Here is a 25,791-nt window from a genome sequence, read left to right on the forward strand (position 1 = left end):
CTGTCCCGCGCAGGGGACGCATCCGCTTCTCTCGGAAGGCATCACATGATCGACAGGCGCAATTTCAACAAGGCTCTGGGGCTGGGTGCCGGGGCCACCGCACTCTCGCTGACCGGCCTGCAGGGCGTTTCGGACGCCGCGCCCGTCCCGCGCCGCTCCGGAAAGGCCCCGGCCGTGCCCGCCGTCACCCCGGGCAGCCACACGACCTTCCCGCCCCTGAAGCAGGTGGAGGCCGGGCTGCTGAACGTCGGGTACGCCGAACTCGGCCCCGCGCACGGGCCGGTGGTCCTGTGCCTGCACGGCTGGCCGTACGACATCCACAGCTACGTCGACGTCGCCCCGCTCCTCGCCGATCTCGGGTACCGGGTGATCGTCCCCTATCTGCGCGGCCACGGCACCACCCGGTTCCTGTCGCCCCGGACGGTCCGCAACGGCCAGCAGGCCGCCATCGCCCTGGACGTCATCGCCCTGCTGGACGCCCTGCGGATCGACCGGGCGGTCGTGGCCGGCTTCGACTGGGGCTCCCGGACCGGCGACATCCTCGCGGCCCTCTGGCCGGAGCGGGTGAAGGCCCTGGTCTCGGTGAGCGGCTACCTCATCACCAACCGCGAGGCGCAGCTGGAGCCGATCTCGGCAGCCGCCGAGCACACCTGGTGGTACCAGTACTACTTCGCCACCGAGCGCGGCCGGAAGGCCATGGAGGACCGGAAGCTCCGGCGCGATCTGACCCGCCTGGTCTGGCAGTTGGTCTCCCCCACCTGGAAGTTCGACGACGCGACCTTCGAGCGCACGGCGGCCGCCTTCGACAACCCGGACTACGCCGCGATCGTCATCCACAACTACCGCTGGCGGCTCAGCCTCGCCGAGGGGGAACGCCGCTACGACCGCTACGAGGAGCGGCTGGCCCGCAAGCCCGTCATCGCCGTGCCGACCATCACCCTGGACCCGGCACTGGACCCGTTCACCGCTCCCGGCGACGGCTCCTCCTACCGGGCCATGTTCACCGGGGCGTACGAGCACCGGACGCTCGCCGGCGTCGGCCACAACCTGCCGCAGGAAGCGCCGACAGCGTTCGCCCAGGCGGTCGTGGACGTGGACCACTTCTGAGCGGGACAGCGGGACAGCGGAACCGTCGAGGGGGTCCGGCCACGGCCGGCCCCCTCGCCCTTTCTCCGCCGAGAGCCGCGGGGGGGGGCCCCCCCGCGAAGGGGGGGGGGGGGGGGGGGGGGGGGGGGGGGGGGGGGGGGGGGGGGGGGGGGGGGGGGGGGGGGGGGGGGGCGGTCGGGGGGGCCCTCCCGGGGCGGGCCCCCGCGGCCTGCCGCGGCGGCGCGGCCCGCCCCCCCCCCCCCGCCCGGGGGCGGGCAGCCCGCGGCGGGTTCGGGCGGGTCAGTTCCGGGTGGCGGTGGCGGGGCCGCAGCGGACGCCGGCGGCGTCGCCGGTGCCGCCGCCCTGGCCCTCGCCCTGGCCCTGGCCCTGGAACCGGGCGACGGAGGGGTACGGGCAGACGTTCCGGCTGACCGCCTGGCCGTAGGCGTTGGTCACGGTGGCGGGCAGCGTCCGTGGGGCCTTGCCCTGCTCGACCCAGGCCGTCAGCGCGGCGAGGTCGTCGGTCCCGCTCAGACCGCAGTGCACGGCGCCGGGCACGAGGAAGAGGCGGTAGAAGTCGTCGACCTTCTGGGCCCCGCCCATCCGTCGCTCGACCTGCTGCCGGTACCGGACGGTGCCCTCGGCGGGGATGAACTGGTCGGCGAGGCCGTGCCAGGTGAGGAGCTTGCCACCGGCCCTGCGGAACCCGGAGAGGTCGGGGTCGTCAGTGCCGATGATCCGGTCGTACTCGGCCTGGGACTGCCTGAACAGCTGGGCGAACCGCTCGTAGGTGATGGCCGGGACGTCCGCGACGGGCTGCTTCTGCACCCACGACGTCACCCACGCGGCCGGCACCGGGAAGGGCGCGCCCACCCGCCGGCCGCTGTCGTCGACGGTGGTGCCCGCGAGGGCGCTCAGGTCGGCGCCGACCGGGACGCCGGACCACAGCTTCCTCCCCGCCGGGGTGCGCGGCCCGTCCCAGATCCGGCGCACCACCTCCGCGTCGGCCGCGGTGATGGTCAGCTGCCGGCCCTCGCACTCGACGGTGCTGCCGACCAGTCGGCGCGGGTCGTAGCCGCACGCGCCCGGATCGGCCAACAGGCCGTCCGCGGAACCGTCCTGCGCGTCGCAGGCGCGGACGGCGGCGTCGGTGAAGGCCTTGAACTCGCACCCGGTCGGGTAGGTCCCCTCCTCGTTCATCACCACCTGCGGCCACAGGGTGGCGACCTCGAACTCGTCCCAGTTGACGGCGGGCGCGTTGGCGAGGATGCCGTCGTAGTCGTCCGGGTACTGCTGGGCCTCCGCGTAGCCCTGGCGTCCGCCGGTCGAGCAGCCGTTGAAGTAGGAGTAGGAGGCGGCGCGGGCGTAGTGGCCGACGATGACCTCCTTGGCGACGACCGCCGCCTCGTGTTCGGACCGGGACGCGAAGTTCTCCAGCAGCGCGGTGTCGACCCGGCCGTCGCCCTTCAACGCCCACCGGGTGTCGAGGTACGAGCTGACGCCCGCGTCGGTGGTCGCGGCGGCGTAGCCGCTCTTGACCGCCGCCGCGAGGCCCGTGCCGTAGTCGCCGGCCGCGTAGGCGCTGCCGCCGACCGTCTGCAACCGGCCGTTCCACTTCTGCGCCGGCAGCCAGACCCGCACCTTGGCGTGCTCGCCCTGGCCGGGGTGGGTGAGGGTCACCGTGATGTCGCAGAACGCCGGTACGTCGGGGACGTGGTTCTCGCCCAGCGGGAACACCGCGGGGACGTCCACCGTGCCCGCGGCGTGCGCGACCGCGGTGACGCTCTCCACCTGGGTGCCGGACGGGGCCTTCAGCGCGGGGGCGGTGCAGCTGTACGGGGCGGCGGCGGAGCCGCCCGCTGCCGCCGAGGCGCTCGGCGCGGACAGCGCGGCGGCCAGGGGCACCGCGGCCGTGAGTACTGTCACCAGTCGTTTCATCAAGTTCCGTTCCTGGATGTGAGGTTGGATCGCTCCGCAGGGGCGCGCTACGGCGTACGCGGGGTGTTCCGCTTCGGGGAGGGCGGCAGGCCCACGGACCGGCGGACCGGCGGACCGGCGGACCGGCGGTGGTCGGCCGTCATCCGTGGCCGGGTGCGCCCGTCCGGGAAGGCACCCGCCCTCCCGGGGCCGGGACCAACAGTGCCCGGGCCTGGCGTCCCGGCACATCAGTCAGTTGACGGCAAATCACCACCTTCCTGGGCTGCTCTCCGCGCCCGGACGGCGGGACGGGAGTGGCGGTGGCGGAACCTGACGGTCGGCGCGGCTGCGCCGCAGGCCGCGGCCGTCGGCCGGGCGAAGGTCGCCGACGTGCGCGCCCGGCCCGCGTTGCTTAGGTCATTCGACGGTCCACCATGCACAGCGCATAACCGATCTGGACGGTTATCCATGGCGACGCCAGACCGCCTCACCCTGGCCAAGCACCAGCAATCAGCCCACGCATCAACCGAAGCAGCGCCGCCCCACAAGACGACGACGCCCAAGACGCGCTTTCAATAACCGTTCCAACAGGTTATTCTCATGCCGTAGGCGACACAGCCCCGCTCCCGACGCGAAGCTCGCCGGGAGCACGCCGTACTGCGCCTTCGCACCCCGTCCACAGCACGACCACGTGCGGGAGGTACCCGATGAAACCTCGCAAGGACACGTCCGCCCCGGCTCCCGAGCCCGGACGGGACCGCTTCCGCGAGCTGCCCGAGCGGATCCGACCGGAGAGCACGTTCGTCTCCGTGCCGACATCGACGGTCGATCCCGGGCTGGACGGGTTCAGCCACGACGACTGGCTGACCCGGAACACCTGGTGCGGCAGCCTGATCTGAGGAGCCCACGGCAGCCCGCGCCAGCCCACGGCGCCGCGACCGGCGACGCCGCGCCACTCCCGGCCCGGCCCGGCCACCCCCGGCCCGACCGGCCACGGCAGGCCCGACCGCCCACGGCCGCCGCCATGGGGCGACGCCTCCGCGACCGGGCTCACTGCCCGGCGCGGTGCGAGCTCATTCCACCAGGGCGGCGGCGATGCGGCGGACCGTCTCGCGACGCCGCTCCCGGTCGGCGAGGCCCACCACCGCCAGCACCTCCGGGTTGGCCGCGGCCCACAGCATCGCGAGGTGGACGAGCAGGGCGAACAGGACCTCGGGCTCGAAGCGGTCGGAGACCAGTCCCCTGGCCTGCGCCGCGGCGATCGCGGCACTCCTGGAACGCACCTCGGCGACCCCGAGCTCGTTGAGCGCGTCGCCGCGCTCCAGGCGCTGCCAGGTGATGATCCGGGGGATGTCCGGGTACTCGGCGTAGAGGTCGCTCAGGCCGGCCGCGAACCCGGGCAGGTCGTCCACGTCGACCTGCACGCCCGTGACGATCTGTTCGACCAGCTCGTTCCAGACCGCGTCGAACAGTCCGGCCTTGTTCCCGAAGTAGTGGTAGATCTGCGCCTTGTTGCTCCGGGCGGCGGCGGCGATGCGGTCGACGCGGGAGCCGTTCAGGCCGTGCGCGGCGAACTCGGCGCGCCCGGCCGCGATGAGTCTGCGCCTCGTTGCTTCGGCGTCACGCTCCATGCGTCCAGCTCCTAACTAACCGTTTACTTGACAGGTCCACTTTCACACAGTGTAATCAACTAACCATCCAGTTGAACCGGCTGGGTCAGCGGTACCTCGGGGTAGGGGGAGGAAACCGGGCATGGAACCGGGCATGGTGATGGTCGGTCGGGACGACGAGCGGGCGCGGCTGTCCGCGTTCGTCCGGGTCCCCGACGGACAGGCCCTGGTGCTCAGGGGGGAGGCTGGAGTCGGCAAGAGCGCCCTGCTCGACCTGGCGGCCCGGCTCGCGGCCGCGGACGGTCACCTGGTGATCCGCGCCACCGGGGTCGAGGCGGAGACGGAGCTTCCCTACGCCGGGCTGCACCAGCTCCTCTACCCGCTGCTCGCGGACGGCGGCCAGCCCGGCCGGAGGCAGCCGAACGCCGTCGTCCGCACGGCGTTCGACGCCGTGACCAGCCGGGTGGACGCCCCGCCGCCGTCCGTCATGGCCCTCGGCATCGCCGTGCTCGACCTGCTGTCCTCGACGGCGTCCAAGCGGCCCTTGCTGCTCGTCCTCGACGACGGCCAGTGGCTGGACGACGCGAGCGCCGACGTCTGCGGGTTCATCGGCCGCCGACTGGCCGGCAGCCCCGGCGTCAAACTCCTGGTCGCCGTGCGCAGCGACATCGCCTCGCGGTTCGACACCGCGGCGCTGCCGGAGGTGCCGGTCGGCGCGCTGGCGGACGCGGACGCCACCTGCCTGCTGGACCGTCACCACCCCCACCTGGGCAAGCAGGTGCGCGCGCTCGTGCTGGACACGGCCCGCGGAAACCCCCTGGCCCTGCTGGAACTGCCCACCCACCTCGCCTCCCGCCCCGGCGACCGCGCGCCGGAGGACCTCCTCGGCCCGAACGCCGTACCCCTGCCCCGGCGGATCCAGGAGATCTACGCCACCCGTCTCGCCCGCCTCGACCACACCGTCCGGGCGCAGCTGCTCACGGGTGCCCTCGACGGCGCGACGGCCAGGTCGGGCGACGGCCCGGCCCCGGCCGTGCGGTACCGCATGCGCGGCGTCGACGAAGCGGTCGCGTGCGGTCTGCTGGTCGTCGAGCCGGCCACCGGCGAACTCGCCTTCCGGCACCCGCTCGTGCGCTCGAGCGTCGTCCAGCTGTCCACGCCCGACCAACGCCGCGCCGCGCACCGGGTGTTGGCGCAGGTCCACCAGGAGCACCCGGAGCGGCGCGCCATCCACCTGGCGGCCGCCACCCTCGACCCCGACGAGGACGTCGCCGCCGTCCTGGAAGCCGCCGCCCGGTCCGCGACCCGGCGCGGCGGGGCGCACGTGGCCGTGTCCTGGCTGACCCGCGCCGCCGAGCTGAGCGAGAACCGCGCCGAGCGCTCCAGGCGGCTCGCTGACGCGGCGTACGTCGCCGGGCAGGCCGACCGGCTCGACCAGGCCCACAGCCTCGCGCTCGCCGCCGCGCCCGGAGAGGACGACAACCCCGCTGCGGTCCTCGCCAACGCCTACCTCGCGCTCTACCAGAACGGCGACGTGCGGGCCACGCACCGCCAGATCGCGGCGGCGGTGGAGCGGCTGCGCGACGGCGGGACGGACCGGAACGGCCCGACCGGGGCCGGAAGCGGCCCGGACCAGCACGACGCGAACCACCACGCCCCGGACCGGAGCGACAAGGACCAGCACGACGCGAACCACCACGCCCCGGACCGGAGCGACAAGGACCAGCACGACGCGAACCACCACGCCCCGGACCGGAGCGACGAGGCCCAGCACGCCCCGGGCCGGAACGACGAGGTGCTCGACCGGCTGGTGAGCCTCCTGCTCGCCGTCAGCCAGTTCGCCGGGAGCCGTGCCGCGTGGCAGCGCACCCACGAGATCCTCGCCTCCCTCGGCGGCCTCGCCACCGAACGGGCGTGGATGTACGCCCACACGTGGAGCGACGTGGTCCGGCACGGCGCCGGCTGGTCCGAGAAGGTGGAGCGGGCCTCGGCGGACCTGGAGAACCAGGATCCGTGGGACGTCGCGCGCCTGGCCGTGTCCGCCTACCACCTCGACGTCCTGAGCCCGCTGCGGCCGTACCTGGAGCGCGTCGTGGACCGTGAACTGGACACCGGCGCGACGTCCAGCGGCATCGTCATGCTGCACCTGATCATGCTCGACCAGCTGGCGCTCGGCCAGTGGGACGCCGCGGAACGCACCGGGCAGCGTGCCCTGACCCTGGCGGTGGAGCCCGGCAACCACTTGTTCGCGTACCAGACACGGGCCTACCTGGCCCAGCTCGCGGCCGTGCGCGGTCGGGTGGAGGAGGCACGCGACCTCCAGGCCGCCGTCGACGCGTGGGCCCGTCCGCGCGGTGTCGGGTTCCTGACCCAGCTCGCGGAGGCCGTCGGCGCGACCACCGCCCTCAGCGCGGGCGACTACGAGACCGCCTTCCTCTACGCCATCGGCATCACCGCACCGGGAGCGTTCCGGCTCTACACCCACCAGGCGTCGCGGACCCTCCTCGACCTCGTCGAGGCGGCCCTGCACACCGGACGTGCCGAGCAGGCCCGGGTCCACGCGCTCGCCGCACGGGACGCCGGCCTGCCCGAGATCTCCCCGCGCCTGGCCCTGATCACCCACGGGGCCCTGGCGGTCACGGCCGACGACGAGGAGGAGGCCGCGCGCGTGTACGCACGCGCCGAGTCCCACCCGGCCGCCGAACGGTTCCCGTTCGAACTGGCCCGGATCCGGCTGGCGTACGGGATCCGCGTGCGCCGCACCCGCGGCGGCGCGGCGGCCCGCACCTCCCTCGCCCTGGCGGCCGAGGCGCTCACCAGGCTCGGCGCCACCGCGTGGGCCGAGCGGGCGCAGGCCGAGCTGAGGGCCGCCGGGGTCGCACCCCAGTCCCCGGCCCCCACCGGGGTGCCGCTGACCTGGCAGGAGCGGCGGGTCGCCGAACTGGCCGCCGGCGGCCTGACCAACAAGGAGATCGGCGAACAGATCCGCCTCTCCCCCCGCACGGTCAGCGCCCACCTCTACCGCGCCTTCCCCAAGCTCGGCATCACCACCCGCGCCGCGCTCCGCGACGCCCTGACCCGGATCGACCACCACTCCCCCGCGCCCTGACCCGGGCCCGGTGGACCTCTCCCCGCCCGGGCCCTCGACGACCGGTGCCGGTGCGCCGCGCCCGGAACGGCACGGTCGGCAGCCGCCCGATCCACCCGGACGGCGCGGCGCGGGCGACCGGCGCCGAGGGCGGGTCACCTGGGTCCGTCGGTCCGGCGCAGGTGGTGGCTCACGTCGCCGACCAGGGTGATGCGGACCCGGCGTTCCGCGAACTGCCACCGGCCGTCCCGGCGTTCGAAGCGGTCGTGGTAGCGGCCGGCGGCGACGGGCTGCAGGGGGAAGCCGGGCAGCGCCTGAAGGACGGTCACGTACGAGCGTGCGGCCGCCGTGCCCGCCCGCTCGTCGACCTCGACGGCGATGTTGGTGGTGACGTGATGCGTGCGCGGTGTGCCGTCGGCATGGACGACCAGGGTGTCCCGGAACATCCGCTCGATCGCCCCGGCCCCGCGCACGGGCTCGCCCCCCCCGGTGAAGGTGGCGTCGGCGAGGAGGGCGCCGAGGCCTGCGAAGCCGCCGTCGTCGACGAGTTCGGCGTAGCGGGCGATCAGGTTCTCGATGGCGCGGTGGCTCGCCGCCGGATCGGTGGACGGTTCGGTGGATGCGGGCACGGGCTCTCCCGGGTGGGACGGATGTGGTGCGGAGCGGGTCAGACGACGGACCCGCTCCGGACCGGGCCCGGGCGGGCGCGGAGCCGCTCGACCGACAAGGTTGTCAGCCGGTCCGGCCGGCGTGCATCGGTCATCTGACTCATGGACCCGGCGCTCGGTGGTACCCCCGGCAGGCGGGCGCCCCGGCCGAGGACGGGCTGCGGGGCGGCCCCCGACTCAGCGCGGTGGCGCCTCACCTCGGCGCGCCGCGACGATCCCCTCGAGCATCGCCGTCAGGATCCGCGCCAGCCGCGGCTCCACCTCCACGATCGCGTGCGCCAACCGCGGATCGGCGCAATACAGCGCGGCGACCTCCGGCCCCGGTGTCGCGATCTGCCAGAACGAGCCGGCCATCGACGTCGCGGCGGCCATCAGGTCCACGCCGTCGGCCTCGGTCAGCTCCGGCAGCCGCGCGCGGACCGCGGTGACGATCGCGTCGACCGCGGCCAGGGTCACCAGCTTGAACTCCCGCACCCGCTCGACCGAGACGTTGCGTTCGAGGTTCATCGGCGCCTGGGCGAGCAGGTCGCAGAACGTTCCGCGGGCGGCGAGGGTGCGGGCGAAGGCCGCGGCCACGCCGGCCGCGTCGCCGGCGTCGACGAGTTCGATCTCGGCGCACAGGACGGGCGCCCACTCCTGCCAGTCGGCCGCGGTCAGGCGCAGGAAGATCTCCTCCCGCGTCTCGAAGTAGCGCAGCAGCGCGGACTTGTGCATCCCCACGGCCGCGGCGATGTCGGTCAGCGTGACCTGCCGGATGCCGTGCTCGGCGCCCAGGGCCCGGGCGGCGTCCAGGATGGCGGCCTCCCGCTGCTGCTTGGCCCGCGGGGACCGGGCGCGCTGGAACCCGGTCGGGTCGGTGGTGTCGGCGGTGTGCACCTGGCCCATGTTAGCGCAACAGGGTTGCACTATTTACGCAACAGTGTTTTGCTAAGTGCATGACCGAGAACAACGCCCAGAGCACGCAACAGACCTGGTTCGTCACCGGCTCCTCCCGGGGCATCGGCCGCGCCCTCGTCCGCGCCGCCCTGGAGGCCGGCGACACCGTGGCCGCGACCGCCCGCCGGCCCGAGCAGCTCGACGACCTGGCCGCCGAGTTCGGCGACCGGATCGCCCCGATCGCCCTCGACGTGACCGACCCGCGGGCCGCGCGGGCGGCGCTCGAGGAGGCCCGGAAGCGCTTCGGACGGATCGACGTGCTGGTCAACAACGCCGGCTACGCCAACGTCTCCCCGATCGAGACCACCGAGGACGAGGACTTCCGCGCCCAGTTCGAGACGAACTTCTGGGGCGTCTACAACGTCACCAAGGCGGCGATCCCCCTGCTGCGCGAGCAGGGCGGCGGCCTGGTCGTCCAGTTCTCCTCCATGGGCGGCCGCGTCGGCGGCTCGCCCGGCATCGCCTCCTACCAGGCGGCGAAGTTCGCGATCGACGGCTTCAGCCGGGTGCTGCGCGCGGAGACGGAGCCGTTCGGAGTGCGCGTCCTGGTCGTCGAGCCGAGCGGATTCCGCACCGACTGGGCCGGCTCCTCGATGACCGTGCACGACGTGCCCGAGGGCTACGAAGGCACCGTCGGCGCGGTCAACCGCCGGGTCCGGCAGAACACCGGGGGCGCGGCCGGCGACCCGGTGCGCGCCGCGGAGATCCTGGTGCGGATGGCGAAGCGCCGCGACATCCCGACCAACCTGGCGCTCGGCGTGACGGCGTCGGAGGGGTCCATCGCCCAGGACCGGCGGCTGCTGGCGCAGGACGAGAGGTGGAGCGCCGTCGGGCGGTCCGCGGACTTCGCCGAGCCCTACCCGGTGGCGTTCCCGGAGGACTCCGCGGCCTAGCCGGCCGCCCGTCGCGTCCCTTCTCCGGCCGGGCCCGCGGCGGCAGAAGCCCCACGCTGCCGACCGGCCGCCCGACGGGAGGTCAGGCCGCCCGCCGGGCGGGCCGGGTCACGCGGCGTGCACCGGACGGGTCGACGTCTCCAGTGCGGCGCCGGCCTGGTCGGCCAGGGTCACCGCGACGAGCAGGGCCTGCCGGTCGGGCCTGCTGCCGGGAACGGCGTCGAGCATGAACCGGCCGACGTACCTGCCGTTGCCGAACACCCTCAGTTCCACTTCCTTGCCGGGCATGCCCAGCTCGTCGGTCGCCCAGGTCCTGCGGCCGACGACGATGGAACCGTCGGGCTCCAGCCGCGGCGGCCGGCCGAGCAGGGAACCGGGTTCGAAGCGGCAGCCCCGCAGCCCGAGCAGGTCGACCAGTTCGGCCCGTACGTGGTCCACCACGGCGGGCGCCGGCCTCGAGCGCGCCATGTCCGCGGCCTCGCGGATCCGGTCGAGGTGGCCGGCATCGGTGACCGCGATGACCTCGAACCGCCGGGCGCGGGCGGCCAGCTGGGACACCGCCAGCCCGACCGCCAGCAGCAGCACCGCGGTGGTGATGTCGGAGGAGCCGCTGATGGCGAACCGCTCGTACGGGCTGGTGAAGAAGAAGTCGAACCACGCCGCGGCGCTCAGCGCGGCGACCGCGCCCGCCATCCGGTGCCCCACGGCCGCCACCGCCACCACGGAGACGACCAGCAGCAGGGCCACGTTGGTGTTGGCCAGGTGGCCGCGCAACGGCAGCAGCACCGCACTCACCGCGAGCGGGATCACGGCGGCGGCCACCAGTGAGAGCGGCCCCCGCATCTCGAATCGGCGCATCTCGCACACCTCCGGATTCCGGTGTACCAGGACGCGGGCCGGGGGCAAGCCGCCGGACGACTCCTTGACGCGATCCTTGCGGGTGCGCTCCCCCGGGCCGCACCCCGACCGCGGGCAGGCTCGGCGCGGTCGTGAGGCCGGCGATGCCGCCGCCCACGATGACGGCCCTTCCCGAGGACGATCCCGCCGCCGCACTGCATCGTGTCGCAGAACGGCGGCGGGGGCGGGGAACGGGCCGGGCGGCGGGGGCGGGGAACGGGCCGGGCGGCGGAACCTCGACCCGGTCCACCCCCGCAGTGCCGTGTGCCGCGCCCCTTGGCCGCGCCCCGGCGGACTGCCATGCTGCTGCGGTGGGCATGCGGGGGGATGGTCGGGTCGGTCTGCCGCCGTTCGCGGTGCGGCCGGTCCTGGTCGTCGCGACCGCGGTCGCCGGCGTGTTGATCGCGCTCTCCGGGCGGTACGGCTTCCACCGCGACGAGCTGTACTTCCTGCTCGCCGGCCGGCACCCGGCCTGGGGCTACGTCGACCAGCCTCCGCTGACCCCCTTGCTCGCCCGGTTCGGTTCGGCCCTCTTCGGCGCCGATCCGACGGGGCTGCGGGTCGTCCCCGCACTGCTCTCCGGTTGCTCCGTGGTGCTGACCGCCCTGCTGGCCAGGGAACTGGGAGCCGGCCGGGACGGACAGGTCCTCGCGGCCGGGTGCTGCGCCTGCTCGGGGTACCTGCTCGCGATCGGCCACCTGTTGTCCACCAGCACCTTCGACCTGACCGCCGAGCTGGGCGTCCTGCTGCTGACGGCCCGGCTGCTGCGGACCCGGGACGGCCGCTGGTGGCCGGCCCTCGGCGCGGCGGTCGGGACGACGCTGCTGAACAAGCAGCTCGTCCTGCCCCTGCTCCTCGCGCTCCTCCTCGCCCTGCTGGTGGACCTGCCGGCAGCCGTCGAACGCCGCCGGCCCGGCCCGCCGCTCCCCCGGCCCGGCGGCGTTCGACGGCTGCCGGGACCGCTGCTCGCGCTGCTCCTCGCGCTCCTCATCGGTGCCCCCACGCTCGTCTGGCAGGCCACCCACGGCTGGCCGGAGCTGAAGGTGGCCCGGGTGCTCAGCCACGTCGACGGCCTGTCGGGTCGGCTGCTGTTCCTGCCGCTCCACCTGCTCCAGTTCTCCCCGGTCCTGGTCCCCGTCGCGGTGGTGGGCCTGCGCCGGCTGCTCCGCGCGGACGAGCTGCGCTGGGCCCGGCCGCTCGGGCTCGGCTACCCGCTGCTCTGCGCGCTGGCGCTGCTCGGCGGCGGCAAGCCGTACTACCCGCTCCCCCTGCTGCTCGCGGTGACGGCGGCCGGCTGCGAACCCGTCGTCCGCCGCGCCCGCCACTCCTGGCGGTCCCTCACCGGCTTCCTCCTCCTGGCGGCGGCCACCAGCGCCCTGGCCGCCCTGCCGGTGCTGCCGGTCCGGGCGGTCGCCGTGACCAACGCCGTCGACATCGACCAGGGCGAGCAGATCGGCTGGCCCCGGCTCGCCCGTACCACCGCAGCCGCCTGGGCCGGGATCCCCACCGCGCAGCGCGCCCGCGCCGTCCTGCTCACCTCGAACTACGGCGAGGCGGGCGCCCTCGCCCGGTACGGGCCCGCCTACGGGCTCCCCACCGCCTACTCCGGCCACATGAGCCTGTACGACTGGGGGCCGCCCCCGGACGGCGACGACGGCCCGGTCCTGCTCGTCGAGCAGGCCGACGGCCACCGGCTGGCAGGGCACTTCACCGGCTGCCGCTCCGTGGACCGGATCGACAACGGCCTCGGTGTCGCCAACCAGGAGCAGGACGCGGAGGTCGTGCTGTGCGAGGGCGCCCACCAGCGGTGGTCCGCCCTCTGGCCGTCACTGCGCGAGTACTGACGCCCGGTCGATCGAACGGGGGCGGCCGACCGCGCGGACCGAGCCGCCGGGCGGCGCCCGGCGACGGCACGCACGCTCCACGCCCCACGGGCGTCCCCGTCACAGGGTCAGCAGCAGGTCCCGCACCTCGGCGGGCCGCGACAGGAACGGGTGGTGGCCCGCGTCGATCTCGACGGCGCGGCCGGCCCGGCGGGCGAACTCGCGCTGGAGGCGCGCCGGGGTGCCCCGGTCCTGGGCGCAGACCAGGTACGTCGAGGGCACCTGCTGCCATGCGGCCGCCCCGACCGGCTGCCCGGTGACCCGCAGGCTCTGGCGGGCGAGGTGGTCCGCCGCCTGCGCCTGGATCCGCGGGTCGCAGTCCGGCAGGAAGGTGTCCACGAGCAGCTCGGGGCGGACGCCGAACGTGCCGGCCTCCGGGTCGACGTCCAGGAACGGTGCGGGGCCGCCGCGCCCGAAGTCCGAGAGGCTCTGCCCGGGCTCGGGCAGGTAACTGGAGATCAGCAGCAGGTGGCGCACCGACCCGATCCTCGCGGCCGCCTCCGCGGTGACGATTCCCCCGTAGCTGTGGGCGACCACGACGGTGGGTTCCTCGCTGCCCAGCAGGACCCGCCGCACCGCCGCGACGTCCTCGGGCAGGCCCGGTCCGCCGGTGCCGCCCGGCCGGCCCGCCTCACCGCAGCTGGGCAGCGCCGGCGCCACGCTCGGCACCCCCCGCTCCCGCAGCCGCTCGGCGGTGCGGTGCCACCACCACGCCCCGTCCCGGACGCACGCCCCGTGCACGAACACGACCCTCATCGCTGCCTCCACGCCGCCCGTGGCCACGTCGACCCAACCGTAGACGCAGCCGCCGTCGCGGGAACGGCACGACCGTGCGGTGGACGCACTGCCCGCCGACCTGCGGCCTCCGGGCGGAGCGGCCGACGGGGCGTGAGCCGTCCGGGCACACCCTCGACGCGCGCCCCCGTTCACGCCCGCGCGCGCTCAACTGCCCGTCGTCGCCCACCGAACATTGCAGAGGGGGCGCATCGGGAGTTCGGCCGTCGACCATCCGTTCCCCGCCGTCGACGGTGCGCCCGGAGAGCACGACACGGAGAGGAGTGCGGCTCGTGGCACCGGACTACGACGTCACCGTGGTGGGCGGCGGACCGGCAGGTACGGCCGCCGCCCTCGCCCTCGCCACCCGGGGGCGCAGCGTCCTGCTCGTCCACGCCCCCGGCGGCCCACCTCCGGTCGGGGAGGCGCTGCCGGCGGCCGCCCGGATGCTGCTGCGCGACCTGGGGGTGGCCGACACCGTCCCCGGTGACGGGCACCTGCCCTGCTACGGCAACCGCTCCACCTGGGGCTCCGCCCGGCCGGCCTCCGTCGACAGCATCCACGACCCGTACGGACCGGGCTGGCACCTGGACCGCGCGCTCTTCGACCACCGGATGCGCCAGGCCGCGGCGGCGGCCGGCGTGGACGTCCGGGAGGCCCTCGTCCGCCCCCACGCATGCCGACTGGACGGTACCTGGAGCCTCGCCCTGGAGGGGCGGACGGTACGCTGCCGCCGGCTCGTGGACGCCACCGGCCGCCGCGCCGCGATCGCCACCACCCACGGCGCCCGCCGCCTGGTCGGCGACCGCCTCCTCGCGCTCCACCTCACTCTCGACCCGGCGGACGCCGCGGACCGGACCACCCTCGTCGAGGCCGTGCCGGACGGCTGGTGGTACAGCGCCCTGCTGCCGGACGACCGGCTCCTCGTCGCGTTCTTCACCGACGCGGACCTGCCCGCCGCCCGCGGCGCCGACCGGGTGCGGCTGCGCGCCGCGCTGGCCCGCACCCGCCACACCGCCGCCCGCGCGGCCGGGCGCCGGTGGCCACCGGGCGCCGCGCCGCGCCGCGCGCCCGCCCACGTCTCCCGCCTGGACACCGTCCACGGCCCCGGTTGGATCGCCGCCGGCGACGCCGCCGCCGCCTTCGACCCGCTCTCCTCCCAGGGCATCCTCACCGCCCTGTACACGGGCATGCGAGCCGGCCGGGCCGTCCACGCGAGCCTTGACGGAGACACCGGCGCGCTGTCCCGCTACGCCGCCGACGTCGACGCCGTCGTGGCCGCCCACCTGCGCAACCGCCACGCCTACTACGGCCTCGAACGACGCTGGCCGCACGCCGAGTTCTGGCGGCGGCGCCATGCGGACGCGGCCTCGGCCCCGTTCGGCCCGGCGCCGGCCGGCGGGTTCAGCGCAGGAGCTCCCGGGCTCGGCGGGCCACCTCCTGCGGTGTCAGGTCCTCCAGGTGCGTGAGGAAGACCCAGACGTGGCCGTAGGGGTCCTTCAGGATGGCCGTGCGATCGCCGTGGAACTGGTCGGCCGGTGGCTGGAGGAGCTCCGCCCCGGCCGCGGTGGCCCGCCGTACGAGCGCGTCGACGTCGTCGACGAAGACGTGCAGGCCCACGGTGGTGCCGCCGACAGCCGTCGGCGCGCTGAAGTGCGGCCCCTCGGCGTCGCCCAGCATGACCGTGGAGCCCTGGATCCCGATCTCGGCGTGCAGGACGCGCCCGTCCGGGCCGGCGAGCCGGAACAGCTCGTCGGCACCGAACGCGCGGGTGTAGAACTCGATCGCGTTCGCGGCGCCGTCGAGCATGATGTGGGCGACGACGGCGTTGCGGTACGTCTCGGGAATAGCGGTCGCGGTCATGGGGACTGCCTCCTCTGGTGGCTGTTTCCGATGACCCTGAACCTAGGAGTTCAAGCGGGCTTGAGGTCAAGCGCGGTGATCCAGCCGGCAACCCGGATCACGGCGTGCCCGGCTCGTCGTCCCGCTCGGCGGTGGTTGCGGCCGCGGGCGTTGCGCCGGTGGCGTTTGCGGTGGCGGCGGTGGCTGCCGCGGCGGTCCGCTCGCCCATCGCGGTGCGCAGATCGGCCACGACCTGCGGCGCCCGGTCCACGTGGACGGCGATGCGGGCGAACGGCACCGGCGGGCGCAGGTCGACGCCCACCGCGGTGTCGCCGAACGGGCGCAGGGCGACGAGGTCCCGGCCGACGGGGTGGCGCCAGACGCCGAGGCACAGCCGTCCGGGGAGCAGCAGCCCCCGCTCCCGGGTGCCGCGCAGCAGACGCCAGGGCTCCGGCGTCCGGGTGACCTGCCGGACCGCCTCCACGGGCACCCGCACCGTCCGGGTGCCCGTCACGAGGTGCTCCCACCAGGACAGGCGGACCACCAGCCGGCCGTCCTCGACCGTCAACCTCGCCATCGCCTCACATTTCCTCGCCGGTCCGCCGTCGTACCGGTGCCCCCGGCTGAACCCCGTCGCGCTCCACGGCCGGTGCCTCAGCCGCCGAGGCCGACGGCGGCGAAGGGCGCGGCGCTCAGGCCGAGCGGGCCTCCGAAGGGGGAGTTCAGGGCGTAGATGAGGACGACCACGAAGGCGATGAGGCTGGTGAAGCCCGTGGCCAGCACCAGATGGGTGCGGGTGCGCTCGATCCCGAAGAGGAACATCAGGCCCAGGGTGAGCGCGCCGCCGGCGATCAGGCCGAACCACATGACCCCCGACATGCCCCCGCCCGCGGCGGCCTCACGGCCGTGGCGGCCCTGGTACGCGGCGGAGATCTGGGCGAACGCCAGCTGGTCCACCTGCTGTTGCGCGTTGGTGGTGGGCTCGAAGTCGGTCCACGCGGTCTGCACGTCGTGCAGGAGCGTCCAGCCGTGCGGGCCCAGCGGCTTCCGCTGCTCCATCATCGGCCACTCGTCGTGGCGGACGTAGGCGGCGTAGGTGTCCACCGCCGAGCGGGCCCGCTGGGCGGCGGCGGGGGGCAGCCCGTCGGCGAGCAGATACGTCTGGTGCAGCGCCCCCGCCTCGGCGCTGACGTTGGTGTCGGCGCTGTCCTTGGTCTCCCACACCGAGACCAGCGCGAGGCCGAGCACCAACGCGTACAGGACACCGACCATCATCGTCAGGTACTCGGCGGTGTCGTCGCGCACCTCCTCGTCCGACGCCGACCTGGCCTTGCGGCTGTTGAGCAGGGCAGCGCCCCCGGCGACCACGACGACGCCGGCCACGATACCGATCACTGCGATCACGTGTTCCATGGCGCCCCTGAGCTTCGGTCGGATCGGCGGTCCCTGCGGCGGCGCCACGCGATGGCACCGGCGATGATCGCGGGAACGAACAACATCAGGAAGAACAGGAGAAGCTTGTGCGGCAGCGGGGCGGAGCCCTGGCCGAACCGGCCGGGGCGCAGGAGGGGTGCCGTCACGTGGTTCCCGCCGGCCCCCGGTCCGGCGGAGCCCGAGGGCTTCGGGGACGTGGTGGCCGACGCACTCGCCGAGGGCTTGACGGGCTTGCGGCCGTTGCCCGACGCACCGGCACCGGGTGTCCCCGGCCCGGGCGAGTTGGCTGCGGGCGACTTGGCTGCGGGTGAAGGCGCCCCGGGCGCCCCTGCTCCGGGTGCTCCTGCGCCGGGCGCCCCTGCTGCGGGGGCTCCGGGGGCGGGCACCCCGGGCGCGGGGGCTCCGGGGGCGGGGACTGCGGGGGCAGGTGCACCGGCCGCCGCTGCTCCACCCCCGGGTGCGCCGGCTGCAGCCGCTCCGGGAGCGGGAGCTCCGGCCGCGGGCGCTGCGGCTGCAGGCCCGGCGGCTGCGGCCGCTCCGGCTGCCGGGGCTCCGGCCGCGGGTGCTCCGGCCGCCGCTGCTCCACCCCCAGCCGCCCCAGCTGCAGGCCCCCCGGCCGCGGCCGCTCCGGGTGCCGCCACTCCGGGTGCCGCCGCTCCGGGTGCCGCCGCTCCGCCCCCGGGCGCTCCGGCTCCGGCCCCACCGGCGGCGGGTGCACCAGGGGCACGGGCTCCCGCTCCGGGTGCAGGAGCCCCGGGCCCTCCGGGCACCGGAGCCCCAGGCGCGGGAGCCGCAGGTGCGGGACCTCCAGGCGCGGGACCCCCGGGAGGAGCCCCGGGGGCAGGTGCGGGCGCACCGGGTGCGGGTGCTCCGGGAGCGGGCACGCCCGGAGCGGGATTCCCCGGCGCACCAGGTCCAGGAGCAACAGGCGCAGGAGCAGCCGGCCCGGGCCCGCCGGGCGCTGCCGGCCCGGGCACCCCAGGCGCAGGACTTCCAGGCGCCCCGGGCGCGGGTGCTCCCGGCCCGGGCACCCCAGGTGCAGGCGCTCCAGGTGCAGGAGCCCCAGGGGGAGGGCCTCCCGGCACACCAGGCGCGGGAACGCCCGGCGCGGGAACGCCCGGCGCGGGAGCCCCCGGAGTGGGAACCCCAACTCCGCACACGGGTCCTGCGAGCACTCCCGCAGCAGCCGCAGCAGGGACCCGGGCTGCCGGGGCCCCGGCTCCAGCCGCGGGTGCGCCCGTACCCGGGGCTCCCCCACCGGGGGTGGATGCCGGGCTCGCCGCCACGCCGGTGTAACCCGAGTGCGCCGTGCGGGTGAGGGTGCCGTGGCCGTGGCCCGTTGCCGCCCGGGCGGTGACCGTGCCGGTGTGTTCACCGGGCAAGGCGCGCAGGGTCGCCGTGCAGACGACGGTGGTGGCCGGGCGGAGTTGACGGATGTCTCCGGTGCCGCTTTCCGGGCAGCGGGGCTCGGCTCCGGGAGCGAGGGTGTCAGTGATCCGCACGTCCGACACCGGGGCCGCACCGTCGTTGCGCAGTCGGTAGCTCACCCGTACCTCGTCGCCGGTGCCGACCACCGGGGCGCCCGAGCGGCCGTCGGTCGTCACCGAGAGCGCCAACTCACCGGTCCCCGGCCCGCCGTAGGAGAGGCCGGCGGCCGACCCGGCCAGGACCAGGCCGGCGACAGCCGCACAGAAGGACAGTTTCCAGCCAGGCATATGATCTAGTTACGGTCCGGAAGCGAGCCGCCGCCTCCCGACACGCCTTCCGGTCGGCATTGTTCCGCACCGATCACACGACAGGGGTAACAGGCAGCCGGACCTCTGCGTGAACGCGCCGGGCCGCGCCGCAGCCGGGCCGTGTGCCCGCGCGTTCCGCTCACGGCTGCCGCGAGGCCGTCGCGGACAGCTCTCCGTCGGCCGGTTCGCAGACCTTCCAGACACCGGCCTCCCTGCGCAGGTGGATCGTGGTGTCCACGCTCGGCCTGGTCACCCGCGCACTGGCGGTGTCGCCCTGGATCCGGACGTCGGAGACGTCCAGCGCCGGTGCGGATGTCCCTCCCCGCGGTGGCAGTCGCGCGGTCCCGTCCACCGGTCAGTAGACCGCCGGCGGGGCGCTCTCGGGGCGGCTGACGACGGACCGCTGACGACGACCGGCGGGACGGCACCATTGTCGTGGGCATCAACAACCGCAGCGCCCCCGACGCTGCGAATCCCTTCTCCGACGGGTGGGTTCCGGCCACCCCGGCACCTCGGACCGGGCGGGTGTCGCGCCTCAGTCCCTGCGGGTGAAGTCCATGGTCCAGTTGGTCGCCCACGTGCGGTCGCCGTCCACGGAGAAGGCCTGCTCCCAACGAGCGGTCCGGTCGGTGATGTCCGACCACAGGTACCGCACGCGCACCGCCGTGTCCGCGTACGTGTCGTCGCCGTGGAACTCACCGACGCCGTCCTCCCGGAACCGGCCTCGCACGGGCGGGTCCAGTCGGCCGGACCTGCTGTTGGACCAGTTGAGCGACCACTCCCTGGTCCCCTGGTCGAACAGACGCAGTGTCAGGCCCGTGAAGCCCCGTTCCGGGCACTCCATCTCGTCGACGTTCGCCGCCCCGCCGAACAGGCTCCAGCAGCGGCTCGTCCCGCCGAACCGCTCCCACCCGCTGTCCGGGTCCAGGAAGTCGCGCAGCCGGCGGTTGGCGACGTCCCACTCCCCGACGAGGAAGTCGAAGTCGTTCATGCGCGTCCTCCCGTGGTGCCCTCGGCCGCCGAATCCGCGAGGTAGGCGTCCAGGTCCGGCTGCTCCGGAAGCAGCATGTGCCGGACCCAGGCGTCGCGCTCGTGGGTGATCGGCGGCAGTTCCCAGACGCAGCCGATCCACGGCCGGGTCTGCACGACGAAGTTCGTCGGGTCCAGGTCGGGGCAGTCCAGCGCCGGCTGGCCCGCTGCCGCACCGCGGAAGTGCAGGACGTTGTCCCAGACCCAGGTGTACACGTTCAGGTAGGCGCCGGTGTCGCCGCCCCGGTGCAGCACCAGGAAGCCGGCCGGCGGAGTGCCGTCCGGCTCGGGCAGCAGCTCGGGCAGGACGGCGTGGGCCGCCTCCTCGACCTCGGCGGCGATGCCCGCCGGATCGGCGCTGACGTGGTAGCGCTTCAAGCGCCGCCCGGCCACCTCGATCGGTGCCGGGGTCCAAAGGAACTTCTCCTCGAAAGCCATGTCCGCACGCTAGGACCGGTCCCCTGACACCTGCTGTCAGTGGACTGCCGCAGAATCTCCTCCATGCGCGCCAGTCGACTCGTCTCGATCCTGCTCCTGCTCCAGAGCCGGGGCCGGATGACCGCGGCCGAGCTCGCCGCCGAGCTGGAGGTCTCGGTGCGGACCGTCTACCGGGACGTGGGCGCCCTGCACGCGGCCGGCGTCCCGCTGTACGGGGACGCGGGGCACCGGGGCGGCTACCGGCTGCTGGAGGGCTACCGCACCCGCCTCACCGGCCTCAGCCCGCAGGAGGCCGGCGCGCTGTTCCTGTCGGGTGTCCCGGGCCCGGCGGCCGAGCTCGGCCTCGGCTCGGTGCTGGCCGCGGCTCAACTGAAGGTGCACGCCGGGCTGCCGCCCGTGCTGCGGGAGCAGGCCGGGCGGATACAGTCGCGGTTCCACCTCGACGCGCCCGGCTGGTACGCGGAGGCGGATCCGGTTCCGTTCCTGCCCGCGGTCGCCGACGCCGTCTGGAACGGCCGCCTGCTGCAGCTGCGCTACCGGCGTTGGCGGGAGCCCACGGAGGTGGACCGGCGGCTGGAGCCGTACGGTCTGGTGCTCAAGGCGGGGCGCTGGTACCTGGTCGCCGGGCCCGGCCCGCGCACGTACCGGGTGGACCAGATCATCGAACTGCACCTCCTCGAGGAGGAGTTCACCGTCCCCGAGGACTTCGACCTGGCCGCGTTCTGGCAGCAGCACCAGGCGCGGTTCCACGCCTGGCTGCACACCGCGGACGCCGTCGTCCGGGTGTCGCCCGCCGGCGCGGCCCGGCTCCGGGGCGCGGCCGCCCGGGCACTGCAGGCCTCCGGCGAGGTCCAGCCCGACGGGTGGACACGCGCGGTCCTCCCGATCGAGTCCCTGGACCACACCTGCCGTGAATTCCTGGCCCTGGGCTCGGAGATCGAGGTCCTCGAACCTGCGGCGCTGCGCGAGCGGATGGCGGCGACCGCTCGCGCGATCGCCGCCCTCAACGCTTCCTAATGTCGTTGTCAAGCCGTCGCGATCACTGGAGGCGTGACGTGGTAACACCGTCTGTCACGGATCAAGGCCCACACGACGTTGACGCGACGGCGGGCCAGGGCGAGCACCGCCTGGACGTGCTTCTTCCCCTCCGCGCGCTTGCGGTCGCAGAACGCCCGCGAGTTCGGATCGCAGCGGATGCTCACCAACGCCGAGGTGTAGAAGACGCGTTGGATCCTGCGGTGGTAGGCGGTCGGCCGGTGGAGGTTGCCGTGGACCTTGCCGGAGTCCTTCGGCGCGGGGGCGACGCCGGCGAATGCTCCCAGGGCGTCCGGGGAGGCGAAGCCGTCCAGGCTGCCGCCCACGCCGGCGAGGAACTCGGCGCCGAGCACTGTGCCGATGCCGGGGACGCTCTCGACTATCGCGGCGAGCTCGTGCTCGCGAAACCGGCCCTCGATGAGCTTGTCGATCTCGGCGATCTGCTCGTTGAGGGCCATCACCTCCTTGGCCAGGGCGTGAACCGGCCTCGCAATGGTCTTCTCGCCCGGGACGCTGGTGTGCTGGCGCTCGGCGGCCTCAACTGCCGCCTCGGCGAGGGCTCTTGCGTTGCGGACCTTGCGGTTGGCCAGCCACTTCGCCAGCCGGGCGGTACCGGTGCGGCGGATCGCCGCCGGGGTCTGGTAGCCGGTCAGGAGGACCAGCGGGCCGACGTTGGTCATCTCCAGGGCTTGTTCCAGGGCCGGGAACATGCTCAGCAGGGTGCCGCGGAGGCGGTTGACGGACCGGGTGCGGTCCTCGACCAGGTCGGCGCGTCGGCTGGTCAGCAGCCGCAGTTCGATCGCGGCCTCGTCGCCGGGGCGGATCGGCTGCAGGTCGCGGCGCATCCGGGCCTGGTCGGCGATCACGAAGGCGTCGCGGGCGTCGGTCTTGCCCTCGCCACGGTAGCCATCGGACGCCCGGTTCACCAGGCGTCCGGGGATGTACAGGACCTCCTGGCCGTTCGCGACCAGCAGGCTCAGCAGCAGCGCCGGCTCCCCGCCGGTCATGTCGATCGCCCACGTCACCGGCTCGCCGTCGGCGAGGGCGAGGACATCGCCGATCAGATTCAGCAGCTCGGGTTCGTCGTTGGCGACCCGCCTCGACAGCCGGGTTCTCCCGTCCGCGTCGAGGGCCAGTCCGCGGTGGTGGCCCTTGCCGCTGTCGATCCCCGCCCATATCCGGCTCATCGTGCTCCTGACGTGCGTGTTCGTGCTGTTCGTACCACGGACGACCTCGCCGGCATTGCTCTACTCAGCGACTTGTTCGCACTTCCTAATCGGCGGCCGAGTCGTCGTGGGGCGCTGGGCGGCGAAGCGTTGGAAGCCACGAAACGGCAGCCGACTGATAGCCACACCCAGCACCCCTGGGCGACCCAACCTTACGAATGGCCCGATCAACCCAGCTCAGAAGGTAGAGCCGACTGACGAACGGGGCGTGGCCCGGCGAGGGCGCCGGGCCGGTGCGGCGGGCCCGGGGCAGCCGGATCCCGGGGCGGCGAGCCGTGGAGGCGGGTCGGTCACCGCCTAGAAGAGGTCCGCGCGCGGGTGCGTCGCGAGGGCCTCGAGGATCTCCCGCAGCCGAGGACTACGCACGGCCGGCAGTCGGACCAGGGTCCGCCGGAACACGTAGGGGTCGGGTCGGAACAGGCGGTGGGCACGCGGAGCGGGAGGGTCGTCGCGGAGGACACCGTCGGGCATGCCGCCCGACCTGGGGACGGGCAGGTGCGGTTCGGGGAAGGCCAACCGCAGCCACACTCCGACCGGCAACGGGACCAGGCGCTCATGGTGGGCCGGGGCCCAGGTTTCGCCCGTCCGGGGGTGGGTCGGGACGAGGAGGATGTCGGCTCGGCTGTCGGGAGCGGGCAGCCCCGGTCCGGCCAGGACTGCGCGCCGCACGGCCGGGCCGGCCGGCAGCAGAGCGTCGAGCGCGCGTTGGAACACTTCTGCCGTCAGTCCGGAGGGCACGGTCACCGGATGGCCGTCCGAGGCCACCAGCAGATGAGCGAGTGCCTGGCCGACCGCAGCCTCCCACCGCGGGCTCCACGACCAGTAGTGGTGCGATCCCAGCCGTCCGCCCCAGGTGGCGATCGGTTCGAAGGGAGGAATGCCCTCACCCGCCTCGACCAGCTCCGCCCAGGACGGTGGTGCGGCGTCGACGCCGCCGACGGGAACGGAACGCACCGCGTCCGGCGCGAGCCACACCGCCTGCCAGAGCGAGCAGTCGTCGATCCGGCTCGCCACTGGCAGGCCGCACACGCCGCAGGCCGTGTTGGGCCCGTCCGCTCCGTCCGGGCCGCAACAGGAGCCGCCACACCGCTCCGGGATCAGCACGGTGTTGCGGGTGTCTCCGGGGGCGAGGACGATCGCGCCGGGCGCGCCGTCGGGCGGGGCGTGGACCGGCGCGTGGATGCCGCGGGCGGCCGCCTCGTCCGGACGGAACTCCGCCCACCTCCGCCACGGAGGTCCCCACGGGTCGGGCTCCACGGCGAAGGTGCCGGATTCCATCAACACGGGGAGCTGGACCCCGTTTCCGTACGTCTGGTGGGCGTGGGCCGGCAGGGCGACCCGGGAGAGCGGGACGGTCAGGTCGGCGCCGCACCCTGCGCACACGAACACGAACAAACGTCCTCCGCTCGGGGAGTGGATGCGCGCGGACGGAGGCATCATCGCAGTGCGGCGGCGGCCGGCCAACCGGGTTTCCGGGCGGCCCGATGGGCGTTCAGCCGTCACCAGGCGTCGGCAGCCCGCGCTGGTCGGGCCGGGCGTTCCGTTGCGTGGAGGAGCACGGGCACAGGCCGACCGGACGGGCGCTCAGGTCCGATGGGTGCGAGGGGCGGACGGGCGCTCAGGTCCGACGGCCGGTCAGGCCGGTCGGCCTCACGCCGAGGTGACGCGCAGGCCTCCGAGCAGGGTGGCCAGGTAACGGCGGGCGGCGGCGAGGCGGGCGGCGCGGGAGCCGCTGTGGACCTGGGCGGCGTGGGCGACGCCGCACATCAGCGGGACGAGGTCGGCGGAGGCGAAGTCGGGGCGGACCGCCCCGGCCTCGCGGGCCCGGGAGAGCAGCCGGTCGCCGACCGCGGCCAGCGACCGCTTGAGTTCGGCGGTGTCCGGCAGGGCGTCCGAGGGCGCGCCGGCGACCGCGGACAGGGACGCGTCGGTGATCTGCGCCTCCACGGTGCGCATCAGGAATCCCTCCAGCGCGCGCCACGGGTCGGCGTCGGTCAGCGCCTGCTCGCCGTGGGCGACGAGGGCTTCGAGGGAGGGGGTGGCGACCGTCTCGAGCAGCGCCTCGGCTGTGGGGAAGTGCCGGTAGACGGTGCCGACCCCGACTCCGACGCGGCGGGCAACATCGTTGAGCTGCAACGGCGTTCCCTCGTCGACCAGGTCACGGGCGACGGCGACGATCCGGTGCCGGTTCTGGGCAGCGTCTTTGCGCAGCGGCACGGTCGTCATGTCGACAGTGTAACGAGGCGGCGCGCCCGATCCTCCGGCGCTGCCGTGGACCGCGGGCTCCGGTGGGCCCTTCGCCGGGGCTGCCGACGGCCGAAGGGCGTCGAAGGGCGCGACGGGCGAGGGGCGTTGGGACCGGGCGGCTGCCGTCCGCTACTTCGGGCCCGCCGCGGAGCCCAGGGGCGCGTGCCGTTCGCTGAGCCGGCGGACGGCCTCGGCGACGCGGGGGTCGGTCGCGGCGCGGAACGGCGCCATCGGGTGGGCCTCGGCGCCGATGACGACGCCGGTCCGGCCGGTCAGGGCGTCGTCGGTGGCGGCGACGATCGAGGGCCTGGCCGCCACGGACGCCGGGCCGGAGGTCGAGCGTTGGAACCTGCGGCGCACCAGCGGCCACATCAGCCGCAGGGCGGGCGAGACGATCTTCGGGTCCGTCAGGGTGCCGTCGGTCATGTCGGTCGCGGCACCGCCGGGGTCGGCGGCGAAGACCGACACGCCGGTGCCGTCCAGCCGCGCGGCCAGGTCGAGCGTGTACGCGAGGTTGGCGAGCTTGGCGCGGCCGTACCAGTGGAAGCCGTAGTAGCCGCCGGGTGGCTCGACGGCGTCGAACGACCGCTTCGCGACGGTGACGGCCCCCGAGGTCACGTTCACGATCCTGCTCGGCGAGCCCGCCGTGAGGGTGGGCAGCAGCAGTTCGGTGAGCAGGTACGGCGAGAGGTGGTTGACGACGAACGACGCCTCGACGCCGTCCAGGTCCTGCCGGTCCGCGAACATCGCGCCGACGTTGTTGACGAGCACCGTCAGCGGTTCGCCGGAGGCGGCGCGGTCGGAGGCGATCCGGTCGGCGAGTGCGCGGACCTCGTCGAGGGAGGCGAGGTCGGCGGCCAGGAACCGCGCCGGGTGCGCCGGGTTCGTCGCGTTGATCCGCTCGACCGCCCGGGCGCCCCGGTCGGGGTTGCGCCCGACCACGGTGACCTCGAACCCGGCGGCGGCCAGTCCCAGGGCCGTCTCGTACCCGATCCCGGCCGTCCCGGCCGTGACGACGGCTGTCTTCTTCATGGCTCTTCCACTCCCGAGGC

Annotated in this window: 22 protein-coding genes; 7 read left to right on the top strand and 15 right to left on the bottom strand. The window is 74.7% G+C overall.

Annotation, left to right across the window (positions count from 1 at the left end):
• The first annotated feature begins 45 nt into the window (after window positions 1–45).
• Window positions 46–1,107 carry an alpha/beta fold hydrolase gene (locus tag ACGF07_RS21035; protein ID WP_392901020.1) on the top strand — a complete coding sequence of 354 codons (1,062 nt, stop codon included), beginning with the start codon at window positions 46–48 and terminating at the stop codon, window positions 1,105–1,107.
• Window positions 1,108–1,386: 279 nt separating this feature from the next.
• Here ACGF07_RS21035 and ACGF07_RS21040 read toward each other — a convergent pair whose 3' ends face one another.
• Window positions 1,387–3,024 (bottom strand): DUF6351 family protein, encoded by a 1,638-nt coding sequence (locus ACGF07_RS21040; RefSeq protein ID WP_392901022.1) that lies wholly within the window; start codon window positions 3,022–3,024, stop codon window positions 1,387–1,389.
• Between the two features lie 686 nt (window positions 3,025–3,710).
• Here ACGF07_RS21040 and ACGF07_RS21045 point away from each other — a divergent pair.
• On the top strand, window positions 3,711–3,902 hold the full coding sequence (locus ACGF07_RS21045; protein WP_392901024.1) for a hypothetical protein: 192 nt from the start codon (window positions 3,711–3,713) through the stop codon (window positions 3,900–3,902).
• A 174-nt stretch (window positions 3,903–4,076) separates the two neighbouring features.
• On the opposite strand, the gene ACGF07_RS21050 is transcribed toward ACGF07_RS21045, so the two are convergent.
• Window positions 4,077–4,634 (bottom strand): TetR/AcrR family transcriptional regulator, encoded by a 558-nt coding sequence (locus ACGF07_RS21050; protein WP_392901026.1) that lies wholly within the window; start codon window positions 4,632–4,634, stop codon window positions 4,077–4,079.
• 121 nt (window positions 4,635–4,755) lie between these two features.
• Here ACGF07_RS21050 and ACGF07_RS21055 point away from each other — a divergent pair, with 121 nt between their 5' ends.
• Window positions 4,756–7,722: an AAA family ATPase gene (locus ACGF07_RS21055; protein WP_392901028.1), complete on the top strand. Its 2,967-nt coding sequence runs from the start codon at window positions 4,756–4,758 to the stop codon at window positions 7,720–7,722.
• 134 nt (window positions 7,723–7,856) lie between these two features.
• On the opposite strand, the gene ACGF07_RS21060 is transcribed toward ACGF07_RS21055, so the two are convergent.
• Complete coding sequence (locus ACGF07_RS21060) at window positions 7,857–8,330, bottom strand: nuclear transport factor 2 family protein (protein ID WP_392901030.1); 474 nt, start codon at window positions 8,328–8,330, stop codon at window positions 7,857–7,859.
• Between the two features lie 216 nt (window positions 8,331–8,546).
• On the bottom strand, window positions 8,547–9,245 hold the full coding sequence (locus ACGF07_RS21065) for a TetR family transcriptional regulator (RefSeq protein WP_392901032.1): 699 nt from the start codon (window positions 9,243–9,245) through the stop codon (window positions 8,547–8,549).
• Window positions 9,246–9,304: 59 nt separating this feature from the next.
• Between ACGF07_RS21065 and ACGF07_RS21070 the strand changes: the two genes are divergently transcribed.
• Window positions 9,305–10,198 (top strand): SDR family NAD(P)-dependent oxidoreductase, encoded by an 894-nt coding sequence (locus tag ACGF07_RS21070; RefSeq protein WP_392901034.1) that lies wholly within the window; start codon window positions 9,305–9,307, stop codon window positions 10,196–10,198.
• Between the two features lie 108 nt (window positions 10,199–10,306).
• Here ACGF07_RS21070 and ACGF07_RS21075 read toward each other — a convergent pair whose 3' ends face one another.
• Window positions 10,307–11,056 carry a DUF4118 domain-containing protein gene (locus tag ACGF07_RS21075; protein ID WP_392901036.1) on the bottom strand — a complete coding sequence of 250 codons (750 nt, stop codon included), beginning with the start codon at window positions 11,054–11,056 and terminating at the stop codon, window positions 10,307–10,309.
• A 356-nt stretch (window positions 11,057–11,412) separates the two neighbouring features.
• Here ACGF07_RS21075 and ACGF07_RS21080 point away from each other — a divergent pair, with 356 nt between their 5' ends.
• Window positions 11,413–12,939: an ArnT family glycosyltransferase gene (locus ACGF07_RS21080; protein WP_392901038.1), complete on the top strand. Its 1,527-nt coding sequence runs from the start codon at window positions 11,413–11,415 to the stop codon at window positions 12,937–12,939.
• Window positions 12,940–13,038: 99 nt separating this feature from the next.
• On the opposite strand, the gene ACGF07_RS21085 is transcribed toward ACGF07_RS21080, so the two are convergent.
• Entirely contained in the window at window positions 13,039–13,734 is a 696-nt protein-coding gene (locus ACGF07_RS21085; RefSeq protein WP_392901040.1) for an alpha/beta hydrolase, read from the bottom strand.
• Between the two features lie 311 nt (window positions 13,735–14,045).
• On the opposite strand from ACGF07_RS21085, the gene ACGF07_RS21090 reads away from it, so the two are divergent.
• Window positions 14,046–15,221 (top strand): NAD(P)/FAD-dependent oxidoreductase, encoded by a 1,176-nt coding sequence (locus ACGF07_RS21090; RefSeq protein ID WP_392901042.1) that lies wholly within the window; start codon window positions 14,046–14,048, stop codon window positions 15,219–15,221.
• Here ACGF07_RS21090 and ACGF07_RS21095 read toward each other — a convergent pair.
• The 5 genes from ACGF07_RS21095 to ACGF07_RS21115 all read right to left on the bottom strand — a co-directional run bounded on the left by ACGF07_RS21095 (window position 15,157) and on the right by ACGF07_RS21115 (window position 20,231).
• Entirely contained in the window at window positions 15,157–15,615 is a 459-nt protein-coding gene (locus tag ACGF07_RS21095; RefSeq protein WP_392901044.1) for a VOC family protein, read from the bottom strand. The genes ACGF07_RS21090 and ACGF07_RS21095 overlap by 65 nt on opposite strands.
• 97 nt (window positions 15,616–15,712) lie before the next feature.
• Window positions 15,713–16,171, bottom strand: coding sequence for a hypothetical protein (locus ACGF07_RS21100; RefSeq protein ID WP_392901046.1), 459 nt, complete (start codon window positions 16,169–16,171; stop codon window positions 15,713–15,715).
• 77 nt (window positions 16,172–16,248) lie between these two features.
• Window positions 16,249–17,007, bottom strand: a complete 759-nt coding sequence (locus ACGF07_RS21105; RefSeq protein ID WP_392901048.1) for a hypothetical protein — start codon at window positions 17,005–17,007, stop codon at window positions 16,249–16,251.
• 2,292 nt (window positions 17,008–19,299) lie between these two features.
• Window positions 19,300–19,755: a hypothetical protein gene (locus ACGF07_RS21110; protein ID WP_392901050.1), complete on the bottom strand. Its 456-nt coding sequence runs from the start codon at window positions 19,753–19,755 to the stop codon at window positions 19,300–19,302.
• The gene (locus ACGF07_RS21115) at window positions 19,752–20,231 is read right to left on the bottom strand and encodes a hypothetical protein (RefSeq protein WP_392901052.1); all 480 of its coding nucleotides are present in this window, start codon (window positions 20,229–20,231) and stop codon (window positions 19,752–19,754) included. Before ACGF07_RS21115 ends, ACGF07_RS21110 begins: the two co-directional genes overlap by 4 nt.
• Before the next feature lie 63 nt (window positions 20,232–20,294).
• On the opposite strand from ACGF07_RS21115, the gene ACGF07_RS21120 reads away from it, so the two are divergent.
• On the top strand, window positions 20,295–21,248 hold the full coding sequence (locus ACGF07_RS21120) for a helix-turn-helix transcriptional regulator (RefSeq protein WP_392901054.1): 954 nt from the start codon (window positions 20,295–20,297) through the stop codon (window positions 21,246–21,248).
• A gap of 8 nt (window positions 21,249–21,256) precedes the next feature.
• On the opposite strand, the gene ACGF07_RS21125 is transcribed toward ACGF07_RS21120, so the two are convergent.
• The 4 genes from ACGF07_RS21125 to ACGF07_RS21140 all read right to left on the bottom strand — a co-directional run bounded on the left by ACGF07_RS21125 (window position 21,257) and on the right by ACGF07_RS21140 (window position 25,771).
• On the bottom strand, window positions 21,257–22,453 hold the full coding sequence (locus tag ACGF07_RS21125; protein WP_392901056.1) for an IS110 family transposase: 1,197 nt from the start codon (window positions 22,451–22,453) through the stop codon (window positions 21,257–21,259).
• Window positions 22,454–22,789: 336 nt separating this feature from the next.
• Window positions 22,790–23,887 (bottom strand): hypothetical protein, encoded by a 1,098-nt coding sequence (locus ACGF07_RS21130; protein ID WP_392901058.1) that lies wholly within the window; start codon window positions 23,885–23,887, stop codon window positions 22,790–22,792.
• A 255-nt stretch (window positions 23,888–24,142) separates the two neighbouring features.
• Window positions 24,143–24,718, bottom strand: coding sequence for a TetR/AcrR family transcriptional regulator (locus ACGF07_RS21135; protein ID WP_392901060.1), 576 nt, complete (start codon window positions 24,716–24,718; stop codon window positions 24,143–24,145).
• Between the two features lie 150 nt (window positions 24,719–24,868).
• Window positions 24,869–25,771, bottom strand: a complete 903-nt coding sequence (locus ACGF07_RS21140) for an SDR family NAD(P)-dependent oxidoreductase (protein WP_392901062.1) — start codon at window positions 25,769–25,771, stop codon at window positions 24,869–24,871.
• Window positions 25,772–25,791: the final 20 nt, after the last annotated feature.

Source organism: Kitasatospora sp. NPDC048194, assembly GCF_043202455.1.
Classification (GTDB): domain Bacteria; phylum Actinomycetota; class Actinomycetes; order Streptomycetales; family Streptomycetaceae; genus Kitasatospora.